General features: G+C 56.3%; 23 protein-coding genes and 4 tRNA genes. 15 read left to right on the top strand and 12 right to left on the bottom strand.

Translation table 11 applies throughout. The annotated features are described in order from the left end of the window. Positions 1–152 precede the first annotated feature (152 nt). The 7 genes from E3E27_RS10550 to E3E27_RS10520 all read left to right on the top strand — a co-directional run bounded on the left by E3E27_RS10550 (position 153) and on the right by E3E27_RS10520 (position 4,324). Entirely contained in the window at positions 153–1,058 is a 906-nt protein-coding gene (locus tag E3E27_RS10550) for a dihydroorotate dehydrogenase (RefSeq protein ID WP_167774540.1), read from the top strand. A 156-nt stretch (positions 1,059–1,214) separates the two neighbouring features. Continuing rightward, on the top strand, positions 1,215–1,934 hold the full coding sequence (gene queC / locus E3E27_RS10545; protein ID WP_167774559.1) for a 7-cyano-7-deazaguanine synthase QueC: 720 nt from the start codon (positions 1,215–1,217) through the stop codon (positions 1,932–1,934). A gap of 67 nt (positions 1,935–2,001) precedes the next feature. Further along, a tRNA-Phe gene (locus tag E3E27_RS10540) sits at positions 2,002–2,078 on the top strand. 8 nt (positions 2,079–2,086) lie between these two features. Further along, a tRNA-Gly gene (locus E3E27_RS10535) sits at positions 2,087–2,164 on the top strand. Between the two features lie 76 nt (positions 2,165–2,240). Continuing rightward, the gene (dph5, locus tag E3E27_RS10530) at positions 2,241–3,035 is read left to right on the top strand and encodes a diphthine synthase (protein ID WP_167774558.1); all 795 of its coding nucleotides are present in this window, start codon (positions 2,241–2,243) and stop codon (positions 3,033–3,035) included. Positions 3,036–3,077: 42 nt separating this feature from the next. Then, positions 3,078–3,155 (top strand) — tRNA-Val (locus tag E3E27_RS10525). A 437-nt stretch (positions 3,156–3,592) separates the two neighbouring features. Continuing rightward, complete coding sequence (locus E3E27_RS10520) at positions 3,593–4,324, top strand: helix-turn-helix domain-containing protein (protein WP_014789194.1); 732 nt, start codon at positions 3,593–3,595, stop codon at positions 4,322–4,324. On the opposite strand, the gene E3E27_RS10515 is transcribed toward E3E27_RS10520, so the two are convergent. Continuing rightward, positions 4,325–5,107: a 4-phosphopantoate--beta-alanine ligase gene (locus tag E3E27_RS10515; protein WP_167774557.1), complete on the bottom strand. Its 783-nt coding sequence runs from the start codon at positions 5,105–5,107 to the stop codon at positions 4,325–4,327. It abuts the gene before it with no gap. A gap of 203 nt (positions 5,108–5,310) precedes the next feature. Here E3E27_RS10515 and E3E27_RS10510 point away from each other — a divergent pair, with 203 nt between their 5' ends. Then, positions 5,311–6,153: a sulfide/dihydroorotate dehydrogenase-like FAD/NAD-binding protein gene (locus tag E3E27_RS10510; protein WP_167774539.1), complete on the top strand. Its 843-nt coding sequence runs from the start codon at positions 5,311–5,313 to the stop codon at positions 6,151–6,153. Beyond that, complete coding sequence (gene gltA, locus E3E27_RS10505; protein WP_167774538.1) at positions 6,154–7,587, top strand: NADPH-dependent glutamate synthase; 1,434 nt, start codon at positions 6,154–6,156, stop codon at positions 7,585–7,587. 13 nt (positions 7,588–7,600) lie between these two features. Here gltA and E3E27_RS10500 read toward each other — a convergent pair whose 3' ends face one another. Then, the gene (locus tag E3E27_RS10500; RefSeq protein WP_014789190.1) at positions 7,601–8,065 is read right to left on the bottom strand and encodes a hypothetical protein; all 465 of its coding nucleotides are present in this window, start codon (positions 8,063–8,065) and stop codon (positions 7,601–7,603) included. Positions 8,066–8,191: 126 nt separating this feature from the next. On the opposite strand from E3E27_RS10500, the gene E3E27_RS10495 reads away from it, so the two are divergent. Further along, positions 8,192–9,094, top strand: a complete 903-nt coding sequence (locus tag E3E27_RS10495) for an MBL fold metallo-hydrolase (RefSeq protein ID WP_167774537.1) — start codon at positions 8,192–8,194, stop codon at positions 9,092–9,094. Here E3E27_RS10495 and E3E27_RS10490 read toward each other — a convergent pair. After that, complete coding sequence (locus E3E27_RS10490) at positions 9,086–9,883, bottom strand: SDR family NAD(P)-dependent oxidoreductase (RefSeq protein WP_206204888.1); 798 nt, start codon at positions 9,881–9,883, stop codon at positions 9,086–9,088. The two genes, E3E27_RS10495 and E3E27_RS10490, sit on opposite strands and share 9 nt — an antisense overlap. Before the next feature lie 84 nt (positions 9,884–9,967). Here E3E27_RS10490 and E3E27_RS10485 point away from each other — a divergent pair, with 84 nt between their 5' ends. Beyond that, entirely contained in the window at positions 9,968–11,140 is a 1,173-nt protein-coding gene (locus E3E27_RS10485) for a nicotinate phosphoribosyltransferase (RefSeq protein ID WP_167774555.1), read from the top strand. A gap of 68 nt (positions 11,141–11,208) precedes the next feature. Here E3E27_RS10485 and E3E27_RS10480 read toward each other — a convergent pair whose 3' ends face one another. The 3 genes from E3E27_RS10480 to E3E27_RS10470 all read right to left on the bottom strand — a co-directional run bounded on the left by E3E27_RS10480 (position 11,209) and on the right by E3E27_RS10470 (position 12,881). Further along, the gene (locus E3E27_RS10480; protein WP_088865231.1) at positions 11,209–11,412 is read right to left on the bottom strand and encodes a ferredoxin; all 204 of its coding nucleotides are present in this window, start codon (positions 11,410–11,412) and stop codon (positions 11,209–11,211) included. A 131-nt stretch (positions 11,413–11,543) separates the two neighbouring features. After that, entirely contained in the window at positions 11,544–12,077 is a 534-nt protein-coding gene (locus E3E27_RS10475) for a metal-sulfur cluster assembly factor (protein WP_167774536.1), read from the bottom strand. Between the two features lie 63 nt (positions 12,078–12,140). After that, a complete protein-coding gene (locus E3E27_RS10470; protein WP_167774535.1) occupies positions 12,141–12,881 on the bottom strand; it encodes an ATPase in 741 nt (246 codons plus the stop codon). A gap of 109 nt (positions 12,882–12,990) precedes the next feature. Between E3E27_RS10470 and bpsA the strand changes: the two genes are divergently transcribed. Next, positions 12,991–14,046 carry a N(4)-bis(aminopropyl)spermidine synthase gene (bpsA, locus tag E3E27_RS10465; protein WP_167774534.1) on the top strand — a complete coding sequence of 352 codons (1,056 nt, stop codon included), beginning with the start codon at positions 12,991–12,993 and terminating at the stop codon, positions 14,044–14,046. A 19-nt stretch (positions 14,047–14,065) separates the two neighbouring features. On the opposite strand, the gene E3E27_RS10460 is transcribed toward bpsA, so the two are convergent. From E3E27_RS10460 to E3E27_RS10440, 5 genes are all read right to left on the bottom strand, one after another. Further along, positions 14,066–15,835, bottom strand: a complete 1,770-nt coding sequence (locus E3E27_RS10460; RefSeq protein WP_167774554.1) for an LPXTG cell wall anchor domain-containing protein — start codon at positions 15,833–15,835, stop codon at positions 14,066–14,068. Positions 15,836–15,878: 43 nt separating this feature from the next. After that, positions 15,879–17,855 carry a S8 family serine peptidase gene (locus E3E27_RS10455; RefSeq protein ID WP_167774533.1) on the bottom strand — a complete coding sequence of 659 codons (1,977 nt, stop codon included), beginning with the start codon at positions 17,853–17,855 and terminating at the stop codon, positions 15,879–15,881. A gap of 301 nt (positions 17,856–18,156) precedes the next feature. Next, a complete protein-coding gene (locus E3E27_RS10450) occupies positions 18,157–19,974 on the bottom strand; it encodes an aldehyde ferredoxin oxidoreductase family protein (RefSeq protein WP_167774532.1) in 1,818 nt (605 codons plus the stop codon). A 232-nt stretch (positions 19,975–20,206) separates the two neighbouring features. After that, entirely contained in the window at positions 20,207–21,331 is a 1,125-nt protein-coding gene (locus tag E3E27_RS10445) for a tungsten cofactor oxidoreductase radical SAM maturase (RefSeq protein WP_167774553.1), read from the bottom strand. Positions 21,332–21,505: 174 nt separating this feature from the next. After that, positions 21,506–21,583, bottom strand: a tRNA-Arg gene (locus E3E27_RS10440). A gap of 135 nt (positions 21,584–21,718) precedes the next feature. Between E3E27_RS10440 and E3E27_RS10435 the strand changes: the two genes are divergently transcribed. From E3E27_RS10435 to E3E27_RS10425, 3 genes are read left to right on the top strand one after another with little or no spacing between them, the layout of a single operon-like run. Continuing rightward, complete coding sequence (locus E3E27_RS10435) at positions 21,719–22,084, top strand: BlaI/MecI/CopY family transcriptional regulator (protein ID WP_014789178.1); 366 nt, start codon at positions 21,719–21,721, stop codon at positions 22,082–22,084. Positions 22,085–22,089: 5 nt separating this feature from the next. Then, positions 22,090–22,872 carry a M48 family metallopeptidase gene (locus E3E27_RS10430; protein ID WP_167774552.1) on the top strand — a complete coding sequence of 261 codons (783 nt, stop codon included), beginning with the start codon at positions 22,090–22,092 and terminating at the stop codon, positions 22,870–22,872. Between the two features lie 6 nt (positions 22,873–22,878). After that, a complete protein-coding gene (locus E3E27_RS10425; RefSeq protein ID WP_167774531.1) occupies positions 22,879–23,415 on the top strand; it encodes a cytidine/deoxycytidylate deaminase family protein in 537 nt (178 codons plus the stop codon). Here E3E27_RS10425 and E3E27_RS10420 read toward each other — a convergent pair. Beyond that, positions 23,405–23,776 carry a DUF2304 domain-containing protein gene (locus tag E3E27_RS10420; RefSeq protein WP_167774551.1) on the bottom strand — a complete coding sequence of 124 codons (372 nt, stop codon included), beginning with the start codon at positions 23,774–23,776 and terminating at the stop codon, positions 23,405–23,407. The two genes, E3E27_RS10425 and E3E27_RS10420, sit on opposite strands and share 11 nt — an antisense overlap. Position 23,777: the final 1 nt, after the last annotated feature.

The following is a 23,777-nucleotide window of genomic DNA, read 5'->3' as shown; positions in this document are numbered from 1 at the left end:
GGTAGCGGGGGTGAGCGAGCCCCGGTGGAAGCGGGCGGTGGAGGGTTCCCACCCCCGGGCGCGCCCGCCGCCGCTAGAACTTCCCTGAGAAATAACAAGCCGCAGGCAAAACCTTAATAGGACGTGTTCTCTTTTGACTTTGAGGTGTTAAGATGGCGAGCCTTGAGGTCGAGCTTTTCGGGATAAAATTCGAGAACCCGCTCATTCTCGCCTCTGGAATAAACGACAAGGTGCCGGAGCAGTGGATCAGGGCGCACGAGGAGGGCGCCGGAGGGGTGGTCACGAAATCCATCGGCATCGAACCGAGGAAGGGCTACGACAACCCCACAATCGTCGAACTGCCCTGTGGTCTCATCAACGCGATGGGCCTTCCTAATCCCGGCTGGAGAGGGTTCCTCGAGATGGTCGAGGGTTATACCTTTGACTTTCCACTGATAGTCTCGATATTCGGCGGAACGCCGGAGGAGTTCGCCTTTCTGGCGGAAAAGCTGAGCGACGTCGCCGATGCCTTCGAGCTGAACCTCAGTTGCCCCCACGCGAGGGGTTACGGCATGGAAATCGGCCAGAAGCAGGAGAACGTCTACGAAGTCGTCAGGGCCGTCAAAGATGCGACCGACAGGCCTGTGATAGCGAAGCTGACGCCCAACATAGATGACATAACCAAGCTTGGCCTGGCCGCGGAAAAGGCTGGAGCTGACGCAGTCTCGGCAATAAACACCCTCAAGGCCATAGCGATTGACGTTTACGCCAGGAGGCCGGTTCTCAGCAACCGCGTTGGTGGTTACTCCGGGCCCGGCGTTAAGCCCGTCGCACTGAGAGCAGTCTATGACCTGGCGAGAACCCTTGATATCCCGGTCATTGGAATCGGGGGAATAACCACCTGGCAGGACGCGGTCGAGTTCCTCCTCGCTGGAGCTTCAGCCCTTCAGATCGGCACAGCGGTCTCGCTCCGCGGGTGGAAGGTATTCAGGGAGATAAACGAGGGAATCGTGAGGTATCTTGAGGAGGAGGGCTTTTCGAGCGTGAAGGAGATAGTCGGCCTTGCATTGGAGGAGTAAAACATGAAGGAATGGGAAACAATCTCGTTGGGTAGGGATTTGAGTCTCGAAGAAATAGAGAAAGCCATAGAAGAAGCTCTCAACGAGGCCACAAGTGACATCGAACTCCCAGAAAACTTTAAACCATCAAAATCGGATTTGAGCGGGGTGAGAAAAATGAAGCGCGCTGTGGTGTTGTTCTCGGGGGGTCTTGACTCGACGGCCTGCCTGTACTGGGCGAAGAGGAACTACGATGAGGTTATGATGCTCGTCATCAACTACGGGAGCAACGAAGAGCGCGTTACGAACAAAGTTGCTGAGTTCTTTTCGAAGGAGCTGGACGTTCCGCTCAAAATAGTCCACCTCGACTTTCTGGAGGAGTTCTCGAAGCTGAGGGGAACTACCCTCGTCGGAGGGGAGACACCGAAAGTTACCGCGGAGGAGCTTGAGGACATGAGTGTCGCCCAGGAAACTGCAAAAAGCGTCTGGGTTCCAGCGAGGAACGTCGTTCTGATAAGCGTCGCCGCATCGCTCCTCGATGCGCTCGGCGGTGGAGACATAGTAGTGGGCTTCAACGCGGAGGAAGGGGCCACATTCCCCGACAACACGCCCGAGTTCGTGGAGAGAATGAACGAGATGCTGAAATACGGCACAATGGCCGATGTGAGGGTCGTTGCACCGCTCATAGACCTCGACAAGAAGGGAATAGCAAGGCTTTTGAAGGAGCTGGGCACGAAGTACGAGTACTCCAACTCCTGCTACATGCCGAGGGGCTTCACCGAGGACGGAAAGCCGATACACTGCGGCGAGTGTGAAAGCTGCGTCAGGAGGCACCGTGGGTTGATCGAGGGAATCGGCGAGGACAGAACCGTTTACGCCGTCGAGCCGAGGATCTAATGTTCAGCTCTGTTCACCCGCCACCGCAAGATTTATAAATCTCTTCCTTGCCCTTATCTTTGGGCGTGGGGCGGTAGCTCAGCCTGGGAGAGCGCCGGACTGAAGATCCGGGTGTCGGGGGTTCAAATCCCCCTCGCCCCACCACTTTCTGCGCGGTGGTAGTCTAGCCTGGTCTAGGACACCGGCCTTCCAAGCCGGTGACCCGGGTTCAAATCCCGGCCACCGCACCATAACAGCCATTGTTTGTACAAGCACTGGCAGGAGTAAGCTTAAAAGCGTCTTCTCCAAGACCAACTGGTGAGTCGCATGGCGATTTACTTCATAGGGCTGGGCCTTTACGACGAGAGAGACATCACGCTCAAGGGGCTGGAGGCGGCAAGGAAGTGCGACCTCGTTTTTGCCGAGTTCTACACCTCACTTCTTGCCGGAACAACGCTCGAGAGGATTGAGGATCTCATTGGAAAGCCTATCAGGAGGCTCAGTAGGGAGGAGGTTGAGCTTCACTTCGAGCGCATCGTTCTAAGCGAGGCCAGGGAGAGGGACGTGGCCTTCCTCACCGCCGGTGATCCAATGGTTGCAACGACCCATGCGGATCTGCGCATAAGGACCAAGCAGCTTGGAATCGAGAGCTACGTTATCCACGCCCCAAGCATCTATTCCGCAATAGCGATAACCGGACTGCAAATATACAAGTTCGGGAAGAGCGCCACAGTGGCTTACCCTGAGAAGAACTGGTTCCCCACGAGTCACTACGACGTGATAAGGGAAAACCGGGAGCGCGGTCTCCACACAATGCTGTTTCTCGACATAAAGGCAGACCAGAACCGCTACATGACGGCCAACGAGGCGATGGAAATACTCCTCCAGGTGGAGGATATGAAAAAAGAAAACGTTTTCACGCCGGACACGCTCGTTGTCGTCCTGGCTAGAGCCGGTTCGCTCAGTCCGACCCTCAGGGCAGGCTATGTGAAGGATATGCTAATGGAGGACTTTGGGAGACAGCCCCACGTAATGGTCGTTCCGGGCAGGCTCCACATCGTTGAGGCGGAGTATCTGGTGGAGTTCGCGGGGGCACCTAAGGAGATACTGGAGACGGTCTAGCGAAAGCTTTATATTTCCCCCTCCCCCCACTATTGCCGGGACGGGCCCGTGGTCTAGTCTGGTTATGACGCCGCCCTCACGAGGCGGAGGTCCGGGGTTCGAAGCCCCGCGGGCCCACCAGTTACAAACCGCGAAGTTTGATCAAGTTCGTAGCTCTTCTTGAAAGCTACAATTTTGAGTGATTTTCTCTTTGAGTGACTGTTTTTAAGGTGGAACTTTTCAAAGTGCTTCTTTGGTGTGGGTTTAACCTTAAATCGACGCCCTTCGGGCGTCAGGAGGAGAGTAAACACCTTATCGGGGCTTACCTAACGTGTTCTCTTCTGGAAGATGGCATTTAATGGGTAAAATCCTCCCCTGCTGGGCTTTTCGACGGAGAGCTACGAACTTTTGGTCAAGCTTTTTTCCAAAAGCTCCCTTCGCAAGCGCTGGCAGAAGTGGAGGTGCATGTTTTGAAATGCAAAGTTGTCTCCCCCAGATTACCGGTTTTATAGGATCCAGGCAGGAAAAGGTTAGGCAATTGCCGAAAAGCTTATAACGATTGACGAATATCCTCCACTATGCTTGAAAAGGAAAAAGAAGCTCTGGCAAAGAGGATAGCGGGGGAAATAACCCTTTCCTCAGACCCCGGCAAGACAATGCGCAAATGGCGCGAGATATTCGGAATCAGCCAGACAGAGCTGGCCGAATACCTTGGCGTCTCTTCTTCGGTCATAAGCGACTACGAAGGCGGAAGGAGAAAGAGTCCTGGAGCATCTACCATTAGGAAGTTCGTTGAAGCGCTCCTTGAGATAGACGAAAAGCGCGGGGGAAACGTCATTAGGGCCTTCAGCAAGACCATCGGTAGTGAGCTACCAACGAGCGCTATACTTGACATCAGGGAGTTTGCGCTCCCGATAACCATAAAGGACCTCGTGAATGCTATCAAGGGGGAAGTAGTCGCCAACATACACCTCCTCGACAGGCGCATCTACGGCTACACCGTCGTTGATAGCATAAGGGCGATCCTCGAGATGAGCAGTGAAGAGTTCCTCAAGCTCTACGGCTGGACGACGGAGCGGGCGCTGATATTCACCAAGGTCACTACTGGGAGAAGCCCAATGATAGCGGTCCGCGTCCAGGGCCTCAAGCCGGCGGTGGTTGTTCTCCACGGCGTAAAGAAGCTCGACGAGCTCGCGGTCAAGCTGGCCGAGCGTGAAAGGGTCCCGCTGGTGGTTTCCAACGTTGCGAGCGAGACCGAGCTCATAACCGGCCTCAGGAGGCTGGTGGAAAAGACTGAAAAGGAGCTGTGATCACTCGAGCTCCTTCCTTCTCCAGATTCCCTCGCCTGCAAGTCGGGTTAGCCGGTCCCTCATGTGAAGGAGAACGTCGCTCAGGGTCTTGCCGTTGTCATACTCCTCAAGTATGCCGAGAAGCTCCTCCCGACTGTAATCCTTCATCTCCCTCGCCAGCTCGGTCATTCTGGGGTACGCCCTAACTACGTTGTCTACTATCGTTATGTCCGCCATTCTGGCGCTCCGCGAGAGGGGGTTTAGATCCACCGTTATCACGAACTTGCCCATTCTCACGAGGGCCTCCGTCCTGTCACCGTCCTCAAGCGGGACGAGAACAACGTCAGCCTTCCAGATGCCGTTTTCATCAACCTTCCCCCTCTCGTGCTCAAGGCCGGGGATTCTTTTGGTCGGGTTTATTCCGAGTATCTCCTCCGCCCCGTGCTTTCTGAGCTCCTCCGCTATGGCCTTAACGCGCTCCTCCGTGCGGTAGAAGAGGTTTATCTCGAGCTTGGCGTTTAGCGCTTTTGCCAGCTCTATCGTTTCCTTTGGGACAAGTGCCGCGACGTTGCCGTTTACGGAAACGACGGGGTGCTTAGCCAGGAGGAACTTCGCGACCGCGGCGCGCATGGCCCTCTCGGCCGGCTCTATGGTTTTCTCCCCTATCAGGTAGTCGAAGGCCTCCCCCCTGCCGTGGGCTATCAGTCCGGCCTTCGCGGTCATCCCCTTCTCCATGCCCTCGATGATCCTCTCCCGGTAGTACAGGCTCCAGTAGCGCGGGTGGCTCTTTGGAATCTCGACCATCTCGATCACCGGATTCAAATAGTGCCACCCGCTAAAAAGACTTCCGAAACTTGAAAAAACCCCACTAGTCTTTAAAGAAGACACTACGGCGCTTTTTTCAGCGGGAAGAGAGTTCTAAACCTTTGGTTCAGAAAAGGCCTATAAACCATGGGTTCCAAACCTTTTGTGAACAAGGTTGTACAAATGACCAAGGTGATGCATCTATGTACAGGATAACGGCCAAGGAAGAGCTGGATGTGAGGGACTTCTTTCTCGAGGTCGAGGCACCGCACGTGGCCAGGGCCTGGAAACCGGGCCAGTTTGTCGTTTTGATGATACATGAGAAGGGCGAAAGGATCCCCATGTCCATCTACTACGCCGACGGGGAGACCGGAAGGATAGGCATGTTCATCAGGAGGCACGGGAAGACCACCTTCGACCTCTGGGACAACTTCGACGTTGGAGACTCCCTCTACGCCGTTGCGGGACCTCTTGGAACGCCGATCGAGGTCAAGCACTACGGAAACGTCGTCTTCGTCTCCGACGCAGTCTGCGGCCAGGCGGAGAACTACGCCACGCTCAAGGCCATGAAGGAGGCGGGCAACTACACAATCTCCATCCAGACCTTCGAGGACAAAGCCCACTCCTACCCGGAGAAGTTCCTGGCGAAGCCCGTCGCGGACGAGCACTACCTCACAACAGAGGACGGCTCGCGCGGAATCAAGGGACACTACCTCGACGTTCTGAAGGAGCTCATCGAGAAGGATAAGGTGGATATAGTCTTTGGCGGTGGAAAGCTGGGGTCGCTCAAGAAGCTGGCTGAGCTTACGAAGGAGTACGGAATCCCAACAATCGTCACGGTAAGGCAGATAATGGTGGACGGAACCGGTATGTGCGGTTCCTGCAGGATACTCTACGACGGCGAGATAAAGTTCGCCTGCCGCGATGGTCCGATGTTCGACGCCCACAAGGTGGACTGGGACGACGTCATAAGGCGCGACTCCCGCTTCGTTCGCGAGCAGGAGATTGCAAAGAAGCACTACCTTGAGTCCAAGGGGGTGGTCTGAATGGCGAGGCCAAAGCTCATCAAGGAGCGCGTTCCGACGCCGGAGAGGCCCGTTGAGGAGCGCATTAAGAGTTTCGTCGAGGTCAACCTCGGCTACGACTTCGCCTCGGCGGTCAAGGAGGCGGAACGCTGCATACAGTGTCCACCCGAGTACGCCCCGTGTATCAAGGGATGCCCGGTGCACATTAACATCCCGGGCTTCCTGAAGGCCCTCCGCGAGAACGCGGACAACCCTGACGAGGCCGTCAAGAACGCCCTGCGCGTTATATGGAACGACAACACCCTGCCGGCCGTTACGGGCCGCGTCTGCCCGCAGGAGGAGCAGTGTGAGGCCCCGTGTGTCATGGGAAAAGTGGGGGACCCCATAAACATCGGCAAGCTTGAGCGCTTCGTGGCCGACTACGCGAGGGAGAAAGGAATTGACGAAGAACTTCTCGGGGAGTTCATAGCCGAAACTGACGGAAAAGGAAAGGTCGCCGTCGTCGGCGCCGGGCCGGCTGGACTCACCTGCGCCCTCGAACTTGCAAAGCTGGGTTATAAAGTGACCATCTTTGAGGCCCTCCACGAGGCCGGTGGAGTTCTTATGTACGGAATTCCGGAGTTCAGGCTGCCCAAAGAGGTTCTCAAAACCGAGCTTGACAAGCTGGAGAAGCTCGGCGTTGAGGTCAAGACCAACTACATCGTTGGCAAGACCGTTACCGTTGAGGAACTCCTCCAGGAGTACGACGCCGTCTTCATCGGCACCGGTGCTGGAACGCCGAAGCTCCTGAACATACCCGGAATCCTCCTCGACAGAATTTATAGCGCCAACGAGTTCCTGACGAGGGTAAACCTCATGAAGGCTTACCTGTTCCCCGAGTACGACACGCCGATAGCCGTTGGAAAGAAGGTCATAGTGATAGGTGCCGGAAACACGGCAATGGACGCGGCGCGCTCCGCGCTCAGGCTCGGGGCTGAAGTTACCATTGCCTACCGCCGTGGAAGGGAGGATATGACCGCGAGGATAGAGGAGATAGCGCACGCCGAAGAGGAGGGAGTTAAGTTTGAGTTCTTCCTCACACCGGTCGAGTTCCTTGGTGAGAACGGTAAGGTAAAGGCGGTCAAGTTCATGAAGATGCGCCCGCTGGAGGAGCGCGACAGTCGCGGAAAGAGGAAGATAGAGCCAACCGGTGAGTACGTTACCCTTGAGGCCGACACCGTCATCATAGCCATCGGCCTTGAGCCGAACAGGATACTCGTTGAGGCCAGCGGATTTGAAGCCAACCCGGACGGAACGCTCGTTGTGGATGAGAACCTGATGACCAGCATTCCGGGAGTCTTCGCGGGCGGAGATGCAGTAAGAGGCGAGGCAACTGTCATTCTGGCGATGGGAGACGGAAAGAAGGCCGCGAAGGCGATAGACGAGTACATAAAGTCCAGAAAGGCGAACGCGTGAGTTCTTTCTTTTTTCACCACTGTCTTTTTCTGTCGCCGAAGAAGAACTTCATGAATCCCGAGAAGTCCTCGCCGCGGAAGGCCGCGTAGAGTTCCTGGGTTTCTTCCGGCGTTAGCCACTCTATCCTCTCGGGGATTCCCTCCTCGAAGAGGTAGAGTATCTCATCACCCTTTCTGGCCACGTCAAGGGTGTAGATTTTCTTTCCGTGCTTTTTGGCCATCTCAATCTCCCTGACGACGAGGGAGGTGAACTTCCCGACTATCGCTATGGCCACGAATATCTCGGCATCTGGAATCATGTGGTCGGTTGTCCTGAGACCGTAGTCGGAGGGAACCACGAAGTTGTTGGAGCCGAGCTTCTCCTCGAGTATCTCAAGAATGGCCTTCTCAGTGCGGGTGTGGTAGAGTATCGTGGGCTCGCTCAGGTAGACGAGCGGCCCGTAGGTTTCCTTCTTCTTTTTCCTGAAGAAACCAAGCATGGGACCACCTCAGGTGGGGATAATGTCATCATCTTGGCATCAGGAGGGATGACACTCTTCATCGGTCAACCTTCACTAACGGGTATGGCTTATTAAGGTTTAGTCTGAAAGTTCATGGGAAGAGCCATGAGAGTTGTTCCACTCGCGTCAGAAAGCCTCGGCGTGAGGAGCCTGGCAACGTTTGTAGAGGCCAGAGGAATAAAAATCCTCATCGACCCCGGTGTGGCTCTCGGGCCGAAGCGCTACGGCCTGCCGCCGGCTAAGATAGAGCTTGAAACCCTCCAGAAAATGAGGAGGAAGCTCCAGGGCTACGCGAGGAAAGCGGACGTGGTGGCTATCTCTCACTACCACTACGACCACCACACTCCTTTCTTCGAGGGACTCTACGAGAGCTCGAGCGAGGAGTATGCCAAAGAAATCTACTCGGGAAAGCTCCTCTTCATCAAGCACCCTAAAGAAAACATCAACTTCAGCCAGAGAAAGCGCGCCTGGGCCTTCCTCAAGAAGGCGGAGCCGATAGCAGAGAAGATAGAGTTCGCGGACGGGAGAAAATTTGACCTCGGCGGGGTTAGGCTTGAGTTCTCACCGGCGGTTCCCCACGGGAGCGAAGGTTCCAGGCTCGGCTTCGTTGTGATGACGCTCATTGACGACGGCTCTGAGAGAGTAATCCACGCGAGCGATATTCAGCTCCTCAACAGAAAAGCGGTGGAGTGGATAATCGAGAAAGTTCCAGACCTGCTCGTAACCGGTGGCCCGCCGACATACCTCGGTAAGCGCGCCGAGGGAAGCTGGGAGGCGGGCATTAAAAACCTCAACGAGATAATCCGCGAAACAGGGGCGGAGATAATCCTCGACCATCACATAGTGAGGGACAGGAACTACCCGCGCTTTTTCGACGAGCTGGAGGAGAGGCCCAAGACCTTCGCCGCCTACCTGAAGGTCGAGGACAGGCCGCTAGAAGCCTACAGGAGGGAGCTTCACAAAAGGGAAGGGGGCGAAAAGGTGGAACTGCCCTTCAGGCTAGGTTGAGAGAAAGCCGCCGTCCACGGGGATCACGGCTCCGTTGATATAGCTGGCAAGGTCGCTCGCGAGGAAGAGCATCACCCTCGCCACCTCGTCCGGCTGACCGAAGCGACCCATCGGGAGGCGTGCGTTGAAGTTGAAAGATATGCCTATCTTCTCCATGTCGAACTTCATTATCGCCTCCTTCTTGAGCCTCTTCACGCCCTCGGTCTCTATCCCACCGGGGACTATAACGTTCGCCCTGATTTTCTTCCCGTAGTCCCTCGCTATCGCCCTCGTCAGCGCCACGACGCCGAGCTTGGCCGCGTCGTAGTGGGCAAGGCCCTTTGCGAAGGGCAGGAAGGCCTCTATCGAGCTGACGTTGATGATGACGCCGCCTTTATCCTTTCGCGCCCTGACGAAGTGCTGGCACATCCAGAAGACGGAGTGGAGGTTTATCTCCATGACCTTTTCGTAGAAGCCCTCATCGACCTCCGTGAAGTCCCTGAACCAGTAGACGCCGGCGTTGTTGACGAGTATGTCCGGCTCGATGCCCTCCAATTCCTTCCAGAGCGCGTCTATCTCGATTTTCCTGGAGAGGTCAACGCGGTGGGTGCTAACGCTCACCCCGAACTCCTCCGCGAGGGCCTTCGTCTCCTCCAGCCCGGACTCGTTGAGATCCACGAGTTCTAAATCCGCCCCGGCCTCGGCAAATCTAATCGCCGCCGCGCGGCCTATCCCTGAAGCGGCCCCGGTTATGAGTGCCCTTCTCTCCTTCAGGGAGACGAGTTCGTTTAGGGGTTTCAGGGTCACCATGTTTATTGATTTGCAGTTTTCCCGATAAACTTTACTCAGAAAAGCCTTAAATCCAGAGAGGAAAAGTTGTTTCAGGTGAGGAAGATGAGGGATTTCTACATTGCCCACGAGGATGATATAAAAGCCGGAAAGACCACCGACGTTTACTTCATCAGGACGCGGAAGATACTAGTCGAGAAAGGCATTCACAGGAAGGTTTTCGCCGACATAACCACGACGGGACTTCCAAAGGGCTGGAAGTGGGGTGTTCTGGCGGGAATCGAGGAGGTTGCCAAGCTCCTTGAAGGCCTGCCGGTGAACGTCTACGCGATGAGAGAAGGCACGATATTCCACCCCTACGAGCCGGTTATGCAGATCGAGGGTTACTACGAGGAGTTCGGGATTTATGAAACCGCTTTACTCGGCATGCTCAGCCAGGCGAGCGGCATAGCCACCGCGGCACTGAGGGTGAAGATAGCGGCCAACTTCAAGCCGGTCTATTCCTTCGGCATAAGGCACATGCACCCCGCCATCGCCCCGATGATAGACCGCTCGGCCTTCATAGGCGGCTGCGACGGTGTGAGCGGAGTCCTCGGCGCGGAGATGATGGGAGAAAAGCCCGTTGGGACGATGCCGCACGCGCTGATCCTCACCGTTGGCGACCAGGTCAAGGCCTGGAAGTACTTCGACGAGGTGGTTGAGCCAGAAGTCCCGAGAACTGCTTTGGTGGACACGCTGTGCGACGAGAAGTTCGAGGCCCTAATGGCGGCTGAAGCTTTGGGAGAGAGGCTCACCGCCGTCAGGCTCGACACTCCGGGCTCAAGGAGGGGCAACTTCAGGCGCATCATAGAGGAGGTTCGCTGGGAGCTCGACCTGAGGGGCTACGAGTGGGTTAAGATATTCGTCAGCGGTGGCCTGAACGAGGATAGCATAAGGGAGATAGTTGACGTAGCCGATGCCTTCGGCGTTGGCTCAGCAATAGCGAGCGCGAAACCCGTGGACTTCTCCCTTGACATAGTCGAGGTTGAGGGGAAGCCCATCACCAAGCGCGGCAAGCTGAGCGGGAGGAAGCAGGTCTACCGCTGCGAGAACGGCCACTACCACAGGGTTCCAGCGGATAAAAAGCTGGAAAAGTGCCCTGTCTGCGAGGCGAAGGTCGAGCCGCTCCTCAAACCGCTCATCGAGAACGGCGAAATCGTTGCCGAGCTTCCGAAGGCGAGGGAAATAAGAGAATACGTTCTGGAGCAGGCGGAGAAGTTCGGGCTTAGCCTGGAGTGACCGTTCTTCTTTTATTCTTATTAAATCTCCAGAAAAGCAAGGTGCAATGAAGGGAAAAAGAAGAGGCTTCAGGCCTCCTCGATGTAAATGCAGCTGACCGGGCAGGCCTCGGCGGCCTCGACGGCGCAGTTGTAGAGGTTCTCGTCCTCGATAACCTCGACAATAGGAACGCTCTTGCCCTCGTCGTTCATCTCGAAGACGTCCGGGCAGAGGCTGGCACAGATGGCGTCTCCGATACAAACGTCCTGGTCAACCCTAACCTTCCAAGCCATGGAACATCACCGGACTTAGATGAACTCCGGCGAATATAAACTTTTCGTCGGGGAAAAGAACCCCAAAGGGCGAAAATCCGTGGAAAAAGGGAGCGAATAGCCCGTCAATGAACAGAAATTGACAGAATGGATCAGTAAAGGCCCAGCCTCTTCTTGTACTCGGGACTTATCCTGTCGGGCGTCCAGGGCGGGTCGAATGTTAGTTCGATTTCGGCGTCCTTGACGCCGGGGATCTCCAGTATCTTGTCCTCGACGGCCCTTAATATCCACATAGTCATCGGACAACCGGGAGTGGTCATCGTCATCTTGACGTAAACGGTGTTATCGGGGTTTATCCTCAACTCGTAGATGAGGCCGAGGTTCACCACGTCGATTCCGATCTCTGGGTCGATGACCTCCTTGAGCTTCTCAAGGATCATGTCCTCCGTGAGCTTAACGTTTTCGCCGCCTTCCTGAACTTCGCGCTCGCGGTTGATGGTTATCAAGCCGATTCCCTCGAGCTTCCCGAGCTCCGAGTGGAGCTTTATGAGGACGTTGTCTATATCCGGAGTGTCCTTCGCGAGTGTAACGGTAACGTCCCCCTTATCGTTCACCTCGATGGATCTGACAAACTTCCCATCGACTATCTCATTAACGATCTTTTCGACTTCTTCCTTCGTGACCATTACTCACCACCTGGGCGGGGTTCGGGAAGACAGATTTAAACCTTTTGGGTCAGAATTGTGGAATCAGCGGGTGAGAACGTCGAGTATCAGAGCCTCGGCTATCTCCGGTGTTATGGCCCTGGCCCTCAACTCGCGGAGAACCCGCTGTAGTGCAAACCGCTTGACGCTCGGTGCCCTCCGGAAGGTCTCCCAGAGCAACGGACAGCCGAACCTGAGATCGTACTTTCCTCCAATCAGCTCGATTATCTCGGCCTTGTCGAGGGCAAGGAATGCGGGAAGGTTGAGGGTCACCAGCCCATCGGTCTCGTAGATCGATATCAGCCCCGAGCTAAGGAGGTCGCCGCTGGCGAGGATCCCTATCCCGTTCTCCCGTGCGTAGCGCTCAACGGCCTTCATAACCATCGCGTGGCATTTACCGCATATTGGAGCGCCCTTGTCCATCTGGTCGGTTATCACGTCGAGGTAACCGGGCACATCAACGAAAACCGCTCCCTCGGAGCTGGCCCTCCCAATAACGCTCCCGTTCATCTGGGGAAGCCTGGCCGTTACGGGCACGACGTCGAAGCCGGCCCAGCGGAGTATCCTTAGCGTCGCCGTGCTGTCGGAGCCGGCGGAAAAGGCAAGGGCTATCCTAACTCCGATCGGCGAGCGGTCGAAGTCCTTCCCGCTAAGACGGTATTCCACCAGCGCCCTCAGCCTGGAGTAGGCTCTCTCCCCGATTTTCTCCCTGACCCTTTCAAGGGCCTCGAGGTTGTACTCGAGGCGGTAGCGCTTGACGAAGTCTTTCTCAACTGGCCTTATCATCGTGGCCAATAACGCCGGACACTTATTAAACTTGCCGCCGGGAAAAACCTTAAAAGAGGCCCACCCTAACCCCGTTTACGAACCAAAAATCCTTCTGGAGGTGCTTGCGATGATCGAGATAGTGGAGAAGGTTAAGGAGAAGACGAGCATTCCGGTTTACGAGAGAACCATCGAGAACGTTCTGAGCGCAGTTCAGGCCAGCGGTGACGTCTGGAGGATAGTGGATCTCAGTGAGGAGCCGCTTCCGCTCGTCGTGGCGGTCATAACGGCGCTCCACGAGCTTGGCTACGTCGCCTTCGACGGTCCGAACGTCGTCCTCACCCAGAGCGGCAGGAAGCTGGTGGAGAAGTACGGGATCGGCGCGAGGAAGGACTACACCTGCTCCCACTGCGAGGGCAAGACCGTGGAGCTTGAGGCCTTCAAGGACCTCCTCGAGCAGTTCAGGGAGATAGTGAAGGACCGCCCGCAGCCAAAGCACGACTTCGACCAGGCCTACGTTACGCCGGAGACGACCGTCGCCAGGATAGCCCTGATGCACACGAGGGGAGACCTTGAAAACAAGGAGGTCTTCGTTCTCGGCGACGACGACCTGACCAGCATAGCCCTCATGCTCTCCGGCCTGCCGAAGAGAATAGCTGTCCTCGACATTGACGAGAGGCTCGTCAAGTTCATCGAGAAAACTGCAGATGAACTCGGCTACGAGAACATCGAGATGTTCACCTTCGATCTCAGGGAGCCACTCCCGGACTACGCGCTCCACAAGTTCGACACCTTCATAACCGACCCGCCCGAGACCGTTGAGGCGATAAGGGCCTTCGTCGGCAGGGGGATAGCGACGCTTAAAGGGCCCGGCTGCGCCGGCTACTTCGGCATAACGAGGCGCGAGAGCTCACTCGACAAGTGGCGCGAGATCCAGAGGTTGCTCCTCAACGAGTTCAATGTTGTCATCACCGACATAATCAGGAACTTCAACGAGTACGTGAACTGGGGCTACGAGGAGGAGACGCGCGCCTGGAAGCTCCTGCCTGTCAAGGTCAGGCCGAGCTACAACTGGTACAAGAGCTACATGTTCAGGATCCAGACGCTCGAGGGCTCGAAGGGCTTTGAGGAGAGGATCACCGTCGGCGACGAGCTCTACAACGACGAGGAAGCCTCGACCACCTGAAAACCAGAAAAGAGGGGATTTACTTCTTCCCCTTTCTCCTGCCTCTCAGGACCACGATCCCGGCCAGGCTAATCAGCAGGACTCCGGCCCCGATGTAGAGGTAGGCCGTTTTTCCTTCCCCCGTCTCAGGTTCGGCGGCGCGGAATCCATTGACCCCGTAGGCGGTTATTGCCAGGGGGTTCTTCGACGGGTAAATGACGACGTAGCCGTCCAGGCCCCCAACCACCGCCTCCCCCGTTGCGTTGCCAATGTAAAAACCATCCCTCACGAGCAGGAAGGTGGCGTTGGCCAGTTTCACCGTTTCGCCCTCTACCTCCGGGTCAGGTATCTCCGCGTAGAGAAGGTTCCTGAGGAACGAGACCGCCCTCTCGTAAATCTCAGAGTCCTCAAGCCCCGCTTCCTGAAGCGCCCAGGCGACCCTTGCCGTCGAGGTAATCCCGGCTATAGAACCCTGGGTGTAAGGGAAGGCCCCGTTGGGATACTGCCTCTCCGCAAGCAGGCTCAGGGTTTCGTTGAGCTCCCTATCCATTCCGAACTCGCTGAAAACTATGACCCCGTAGGCGAAGTAGTATGTCGGGACGTTGTAGTAAACGGGGTTTCCAGTTTTTGGATCCTTTGTTTCGAGCATCCATGTGAGGTTTTTGCTGAGGTAGTCAAGGGAAGAGGAATAGTTGTAGCTCACGTTGAGCAACCTGAAGACCCATACGACGTACTCGGTGTTGTAGAAGTCCCTCCAGACGCCGCCCTTCCCAGTTGAGAGGAGGTAGTCCACCTCGTCGTCGTAGTCCAAGCCCATGAGGGCCTTAACCCTCGCGAGCTCCGCCACCTGCCAGGGAAGAAGGCCTGAGATGCCGGAGGGCAACTCGGGGGTCTCGTTGCAGAGAAGGCGGTAGTCTGCCAGGATTATCCTCTCCCAGTCGTCGGTGGGGTTTATCTTGGAGAGGTACGGGCAGGCTATGGGACGGAGCTCCTCAAAGCCCTTGATTTTGGAAACGCTCAAAAGATCGAGGACGCGGTAGTGAAGGACGCCCCAGAAGCCGAAGTGCTCCCTCTTGAGCAGTCCCTCGCGGTATTTCTCATCTCCCGTCGCGTAGAGTGCCATTGCCACGGCGACTGTGGAGTCAAAGTCCCCGTTAAGCTCAACCTCCTCGCCGAGGTAGGCGAGGGCGAAGGCGCGGTAGGCTTTCATCTCGCCCTCCACTTCCATCTCCCTGAGCTTCTCCCTTTCACCGAGCGCCATGTAGCCGAATATCCGCTCCGTATCTGTCCCGGGCTCGGTTCCCATCAGCCAGCCCTGGGCGCGGTTTATGGCCTCTTCCACCTGCTTCCTGAAGCCCACGAGGGTCTCGTTGATGTAGCCCCCATCAACGAACTCCCTGAGGGCTATTAACGCCAGTGCCGTGTCGGTGTAGTCGTTCCAGGAGCCGTCAGGGTTCTGCTTGTATATCAGCCAGTATGCGGCGCTGTTGAGGGTCTTGCCGTACCTGCCGCGGGCGACGTTTTCGCCCCTCATCAACGCGAGCATCGCCATAGCCGTGTACTTGGCCTCGTGCTCCTCCCCGCTGGCGAAGCCCCAGGAGTCGAAGGGCGTTCTCATCGCCAGCAGCCACTCGCAGCCCTCCAGAACCTTCCCGTAGTCTCCGGTTCTGTAAAGGGCCAGAACTGCAAAGGCTGTGTCCGGGACGGTAGGCTCGTAGACGTAGGGCCTGATTTGAGCCTCTCCAGCGCGAATCGGCACGGCGGATAAAAGCATGAGCGTGAGCAGGGTTATTGCCAGAAGCTTCCTCACTTCGATCACCCCAGAAACGAAAGAAAAGAGGGGTTAAAAGGGTTCACCCGTAGTAGACCTTTCCGTAGAGGGTGTAGGAGGCCCAGCCGTAGGTGTTGTAGGCGTAGACGAGGAACGTCCAGTCACCAGGGGCGGGGTTGCTGTACTCGACGTGCTCGTTGCTGTCGTAGCTCTCGGAGCGGTCCACGATGTTGCCGTTCGGGTCGTAGAGGTAGAGGTCAAGGTCGTGGGCGCTGGTGTCGAAGACGAGGTCGCCGGTTATCTTGGTCGCGCCGCTGTTCACGGTCATGGTGAAGCTGTCGCTCTTGTCATAGTAGTCGTGGACGTACCCGGTGAAGGTCTGCTCATCGACGGTTGGCTCGGTCGGGGTGGGAGTGGTTCCGCCGGACTGGCTCAGAGAGCCGTCGCTGACGACGTCAACCTGATAGTTGGCTGCACCGCTGTAGCTGACGACCTTGAGCGTCCAGGTTCCGGCGGTCGGGTTGTAGTAGCCAACCTTTTCGAAGCCGTAGTAGGCGGTGTAGGAGTAATCAACCTGGTTGCCGTTCGGGTCGTAGAGGTAGAGGTCAAGGTCGCTTCCGCTGTTGTCCCAGTAGAGCGTGGCCGTGACGAAGGTGGCTCCGCTGATATCGAAGGCGTGGGTGGCGCTTCCCTTATCGGCGACGGAGCCGGTGAAGACGAGCTTGGAGAGGCTGTCGTAGTAGGCCGCCTTGTAGGCGTTCACCCTACCGGCACCGTAGGCGATGTCCGCTATCTCGTCGGGCTTGACTATGTCGGCGGTCTCGATGAGGGCGGTCTTGACCTTGTCAGGGGTCCAGTCCGGGTGGGCCTGGAGTATGAGAGCGGAGATTCCGGCGACGTGCGGGGTGGCCATCGAGGTTCCCGGGGCGGCGACGTAGTAGTCACCGATGGTAACGTCAGTGAGCTGGGTTCCGCTGGCTCTAGCCGCTATGATCCAGTTGCCCGGAGCGACGACCTCGGGCTTGAGCCTGTTGTCGGCGGTTGGTCCCCTGCTCGAGAAGTCGGTTATGACGTCGTACTTATCGACGGCGCCGACGGTGATGACCTTGCTGGCCGCTGCCGGTGAGCCGACGGTGTACTTGTCAGGCCCGCTGTTTCCAGCGGCAACCACCACAACGAGTCCAGCGTCCCAAGCGTTGTTAACGGCCTGGCTGAGTGAGTCGGTGCCATCTGAACTCTGGCTCGAGCCAAGGGAGAGGTTGATGACCCTTATCCCGTACTTGTCCTTGTTCTGGACCGCCCAGTCCACGCCGGCTATGATGTCAGATATGCTCCCCGAACCATCGGCACCGAGGACCTTGATGCCCACGAGCTTAGCACCGGGGGCCATTCCCTTGTACTGGCCGTTGCTGGCCGCTCCGGTTCCGGCTGCTATGGAAGCGACGTGGGTTCCGTGGCCCTGGTCATCGTAGGGGGTGGTCTTTCCGTTCACGTAGTCCACCCAGCCGATGACCTTGCCCTGGAGGTCCGGGTGGGAGGCGTCGATACCGGTGTCGATGATGGCAATGGTTATTCCAGAACCATCATAACCGAGGTTCCACATATTGGTGGCCATGACCTGAGCGGCCGACTCGTCAAGACCCTCGGTTTCAACGTTGACCTGAACCTTGTAGTCCTCCTGAATGAACCTTATTCCGGAAACCTTCGTGCTGCCGAAGAAGCCGGTGTCGATCATGCCGGCGACCACGAGCAGATCCCTGACCTTCATCTTGACGGCAACCGCAGGGATAATCTTGTAGGTGTACTTAATTTCAGCACCCATAGCCTTGAGAACCCTAAGGGCCCTGTCCCTGTCGGCCGGGCTGTTGAACATCATGACGGTGCTTACCTCCTGGTTCCAGTTCATTCCCTGAACCTTCTTGAACAGCCCAGGGGTCAGGAGGCCGTAGTTCTTCTGGACCTGCGGGGCAACCGCGGGCTTGGCCGGCACGGCTGCAACCGCACCCGCCATCATTCCAACGAGTAACAGGGCAACCACCAACGCCTTCCAACCTTTCATTTCGAGACACCTCTTTTCAACGGTGTGTTTTAGTATCCATCTGGGTATTATACCCGTCATCAAGGTTCTAATGTGGACACCCAAATATAAGGTTTTCGGACATCAAAACGTACGTTGAACATATCGGGCGAAATTTCCGGGAATTTTGTTGATATTTGTAAACTAATTGCATACCATATCGTAACTTAAGATTGAATAAATCGTGCCCAATTGACCAGTCAACTCCCAATTATATACCAAGAATACCACATACTGGAAAATCTACAAAATATGGAAAATAAACCAAAGTGGAAAACTTGCCTCAGAACTCGTCGATACCGAGCTCCTTCATCTTCTCCTCGGTTATCTTTCCGTCCTCGGTCCAGCCGCGGAACTTGTAGTACTTCGGAAGCATCAGGTGCAGCCTGACGACGTGCCCCTTGTTCGGCCCGTTCCTGACGGGCTCCTCAAGCAGTCTCTTCGGCAGGGTGTCCTCCTTGAGCGGGTCGAGGCCGGCCCTGAGGTTGAAGAGCCTCTCGGCGTTCCAGATGCGCTCGCCTATCTTGAGGTACTCCTCGGTCGAGAGGTCCCAGCCAAGGGCCGCGTTCAGCATGTCGCGGTAGTCGTCCGCTCCGAGACCGAAGGTCGTGAAGACACAGAGTCCGGCGGCGTCAATGAGGGCAGTTAAGTCCTGGAAGAGTATGACCATCTTGACCTTCTCGTCGCTTATGTCGTGCGGGTCCATCTTGTAGGGATAGCCGAGTATCTCTGGGCTTATCATGTACTGCTTGATGTGGCAGCCGCCGCGGTTGTTGGTGGCGTAGCCGAGGCCGTGTCCCTCCGCTCCGCGCGGGTCATATGCAGGAAGCTCCTGCTTCTTGACACCCATGAAGTACTCCGTACCGTTGTACATCTCGGCCAGGCGGTAGCCGCCCTCGGCGAGCTTGTCACCGAAGCCCTCCCTCTTGGCGATCTTCTCGATGTAGTAGTGCAGAACCTCCGTGTTGCCCCACCTGAAGGGCGGAGCCTCCTCGCCGAGGTCCTCCTGCTTGAGCAGGCCCTTCTCGTAGAGCTCCATCGCAGTCGCGAGGGTTCCGCCGAGGCTTATGGTGTCCATACCGTACTCGTCGGCCCAGTGGTTGGCCTCGATTATGCTCGCGAGGTCGTTTATTCCGTTGTGCGCTCCGAGCGCCCATATGCTCTCATACTCAGGCCCTTCAGTTATGCCGAGGGTTGGGAGCTTGTTGACCCTTCCACAGCCTATCGGACAGGCGTAGCACGGCTTGTTCCTGATGAGGTACTTGGCCGCCATGGCCTCACCGCTCTGCTCCTCCGCGTACTCGAACTGGCTGTACTGGAAGTTCCTCGTTGGGTAGAGGCCGTTCTGGTTGATGATGTTAACTAAAACGGCCGTTCCATACTTCGGCAGTCCACCGCCGGCGGTCGGGTCGTTCCTGAGCTTGTCGGTCTTCTCCTTGACGACGCTCGTGAACTTCGCCCTGTCGGCAACCTCAACGCGCTTGTGTCCGCGGACGACTATCGCCTTCAGCTTCTTGCTTCCCATCACTGCACCAACGCCACCCCTACCGGCGGCCCTGTGCTCATCGTTCATCACCGCGGCAAAGCGAACGAGGTTCTCGCCGGCAGGACCTATGAGTGCAACGCGGATTCTCTTGTCTCCGATTTCCTCCTTGAGGGCCTCCTCGGTCTCGGTGGAGGTCTTGCCCCAGAGGTGGCTGGCGTCGCGAATCTCAACGCTCTCGTCGTTTATGTAGAGGTAAACCGGGTGGTCGGAGGCTCCTTCCACTATGATGGCGTCCCAGCCCGCGAACTTGAGCTCCGCACCAAAGAATCCACCCGAGTTCGCCATTGCAATATAGCCCGTCAGCGGGCTCTTGGTTATCACCATGTACCTCCCACCGGTGGGAGCGGTGGTTCCGGTCAGAGGCCCGGTGGCGAAAATCATCTTGTTCTCCGGGCTGAAGGGATCCACGGTCGGGTCCATCTCCTTGAGGAGGTAGTAGATGCCGAACCCCCTCGTCCCGAGCCACTTCTTGGCGAACTTCTCGTCGAAGGTCTCTTCCTTGATGGTTCCATCTGTCAGGTTCACCCTCAAAATCTTACCCCAGTACGCGAACATACATTCATGCCTCCAAAGGTTCTTGGAATCATTTTTGTACATTAATGCTAATAAATTTGACGAAAGCAAAAAAAGGGACAATGATGAACAAATTAAGCATTTTTGTTTAACATTCCAATACAATCGGTCGAAAACCCGAATGGTTGTTTTCCACTTCAAACCACTTCCCGTTTCCGTCAGTCCCCGGGAGAAGCCAGAAAAAACCGAACTGACGGAAAACGAAAGAATGTAGTCACCAGAAGCCCTTCATGCCCTTCTCGGGAATCGGGCAGAGCACTATTCTCCTAGCCCATAAACAGTCGGCACAGCTGGGGGTATTTCCCCAGCAGTCGTAGTTGGTGTCCTGGACGAAGGAGCAGGACTCGTTGAGGGGGCAGTCGGTACAGCTCGGGTAGAGGGCGTTTTTAACAACGTAACGGAACCAGCTGTATTCCCTGCTCGTCCAAATCTCCTTCAGGCTCTTCTCCCTGACGTTGCCGAAGGAGTAGGCGTAAACCTTCTTCTCCCTACCGAAGACTATCTCGGGGTAAGTGTGCAGGAAGCGGTAGCATGGGGCGACTTCGCCGTCCCACCTGACGACGGCGACCTTCTTCTCGACGAACTCGCACTTCCTCTCGGTTCTCAGGGAGAACTCGGCTATTTTGTGCAGGTAACCGTGGTAAATTGCTTCCAGCTTATCGACGATGGGCTTCATATCGACGCTCCCATCATAAACGATTAGCTCGGAGTGCTCCTTGGTTATTGGGATAAGGTTTGAGATCAGGAGCGTATCAACGCCGAGGGAGCCGACGTAGTGCGCTATCTCCGGTAGCTCCTCGTAGTTCTCCTTCGTTGCGACGACCTCGACGCCGATGTGCGGAACGTCGCTTCCCAGTTTCTCCTTCACCTCCTGAATCTTCCTTATGCGCGAGCTCGTGTAGTCCGGCTTTATGTGGCCGATGTCAACGGGCTGAGTTGGAACGGAGTCTATGGAGAAGTAAATCAGGTCGAGGCCAAGCTTTACAAGCTCCTCTATCCTCTTGTCCGTTAGAAGGAAGCCGTTGGTGCTTATGCCAAGGGCGAAGCCGCGTTTCTTGACCTCTCTGGCCATGTCCATGAAGCGCGGGTGAACGGTCGGCTCGCCGATTCCGCCGAAGTATATCATCTCAAGCTCCGGAAGCTCCTCGGCGTCGTCGAGGATTTTGAGGAACAGCTCCCAGTCCATGTCCCCCTCTGGGTCCTCCCAGTACTGCTTGAAGCACATCTCGCACCGGAGGTTGCAGCGGTTGGTTATCTCGAGGTAGAGGTAATGGATATCGGGCTTCTTCGGGATTAAAACCTTGTAGTCCGACAAATCGAAAAGGTGGTGGTCCTCCATAACTGACACCTAACGGGAAAGTTAAAGGTGATCCCTTATAACGGTTGGTGGACAGTCTTGGGCAACGAGTTTCTCAACCAAAAGATTCCAAACCCAGACACTCCAAGTGACTGAAGAAAGCCTCTAGGAGGAGCCACAACTCTGATCAAACTTCGCGCAGGCGAAGTTTGTAACTGGCGGGCCGGGCGGGATTTGAACCCGCGACCTTCGGCTCCGGAGGCCGACGCTCTATCCTGGCTAAGCCACCGGCCCAGGCCCATAACTACTCAATCACTGACTTTAAAAATCTAATTCCCGACGGCCACAGTACAGAAGAGAACACTCCTGCACAAAAACTTTTTAGCCACGATACCCTATCAAATACCAAGAGAAAGGACGGTGATGGGCATGGAACCGCACGAGTTCAAGCTCACTGAAGAAGGAATGAAAGCCGTTCTCCCGCCCCTCGAGGCCGAGATAATGGAGCACATGTGGAAGGTCAAGGTGGCGACGGCAGGCCAGGTCTACGAGTACATGAAAGAAAAGCACCCTGACATAAGGCGCTCGACGATAAGCATACTCATGAACCGCCTCTGTGAAAGGGGGCTGCTCAAGAGGAGTGTCGAGAAAGGAAGGGGAGGAATGAGATACGTCTACACAATAACCACCACGAGAGAGGAGTTCGAGGAGAAGGTCGTCCAGAGCATCTTGGACGCTCTCATGACGAACTTCAAGGAGGCGACCTACGCGTACCTGTCCAAGATTAAGAAGTGATGAAGATGCTGTTCATCGTTATAGCCCTTGAAGTTCTGCTGGCGGTAATAGCGCTGGCGGAGCTGGGCCTAGAGATATCGCTGGTGGCCTTCGGAACAGTGCTGGCTCTCTACCTCTGGGTCTCCACCATGGACGTAAAGGGGAACTACGTTCCCCTCCAGAGGGAAGAGATGCCCTGGCTCTACGACGGCATAGCAGAGATGGCCAAAAAGGCAGGCCTTCCAATGCCCAGAGTATATATCCTCGACGACTACATACCCACGGCGTACTCCTTCAAGAACACTATAGTGCTCTCCCTCGGCCTCTTCGAAGTTTTAGACCAGGGGGAAATACTAGCGGTCGCAGCCCACGAGCTGGGCCACATAAAGAACGGCGACACCAGGACGTTCCCCCTCCTCGCCTACGGGAGGTACCTCATGGTGCTCTTCACAGCCGTGCTCGTACTCCTCACCAGAAGCCTCGCCGTAAGCCTGGCGGCCGTTACTCTGCTCGCCCTCTACGAGGTAACCAGGGCGAACTTCCACAAGGAGCGCGAGTTCCAGGCGGACGAGACCGCGCTGAGACTGCTCGACACGCCGATGAACCTCAAGCGCGCCCTCGAAGAGCTCAAGTACTACGAGGACCTGCGCGTTGGCGTCAAGATGGGCGCCCTCCCTAGCATCGAGCCGTCCATCGAGAGGAAACAGAAGGTTCAGATAATCGAGACCCACCCGAGTTACGACGAGAGGATATTCAGAATCCTGGTGGAGATGAGCGGGAACAACATGTTCAACAACCGCGTGCAGTGATGTGGTATGCCGGTTGAGATATTCCTCGACAGGGAAAAGGCGGGGAGGATAAAGAGAATCCGCCCCACCAAGGACGAGTACTTCATGCTCATAGCCAAGCTGGTCTCTCTCAGGGCAACCTGCCCGCGCCTGAGGGTAGGTGCAGTTGCGGTCAAGGACGGCTACATTCTCGCCACCGGCTACAACGGGGCGCCAAGGGGAATGGACCACTGTATAGACATCGGCTGCCTGATCGTCGATGGCCATTGTCACAGAGCTGTTCATGCGGAGCAGAACGTCATAGCGATGGCGGCAAGGAAGGGGATAAGCCTTGAGGGAGCGACGCTCTACGTCACCCACTTTCCCTGCGACACCTGCTTCAAGCTGGTCATAAACGCGGGCATAAAGGAGATAGTCTACGAGGAGATGTACCCCAACGAGGCCACCGAGATACTCCTCAGGGAGGCACAGGAAAAGGGGATAGTGAAGATAAGGCAGTTCAAGCTGCCGAAGGAGAGAGTGAGGGCGTTCCTCGAGGAACTCTTCGGGGAGTTCAGGGATTGAGCCTCTCCTCGATTTTCTCCAGCTTCTCGTTTATCTCCTCCAGTTCTATCGCCACCTTTCTCGTGAGTTCGGTGATTTCCCTCTCGGTCTTGTCCACGGCGAGGTAGACCTTGAAGATCAGGATATACGAAAGGCCGATACCTATGACGAAGAGGGCATCGAGGCCCCTTCCCAGGCCCAGGAGCTTCTTTATCTCGTTGGCTATCTCGACGGGGAAGATGGAAACTATCAGAAGGCCGAGGAGTATGGTCTCCCAGAAAAGGAAGTCGCCCCACTCGAACTCCTTCTTCCCGTACCTTCCCAGGACATAGACCATCAGCACGAGAACGACCGTTATAGCTATGTATTGCACCGCGTACATC

The sequence above is a fragment of the Thermococcus sp. MV11 genome (genome assembly GCF_012027285.1).
Taxonomy (GTDB): Archaea; Methanobacteriota_B; Thermococci; order Thermococcales; family Thermococcaceae; genus Thermococcus; species Thermococcus cleftensis.
The sequence above is the reverse complement of the archived record's forward strand: the minus strand, read 5'-3'. Positions and strand labels throughout refer to the sequence as shown.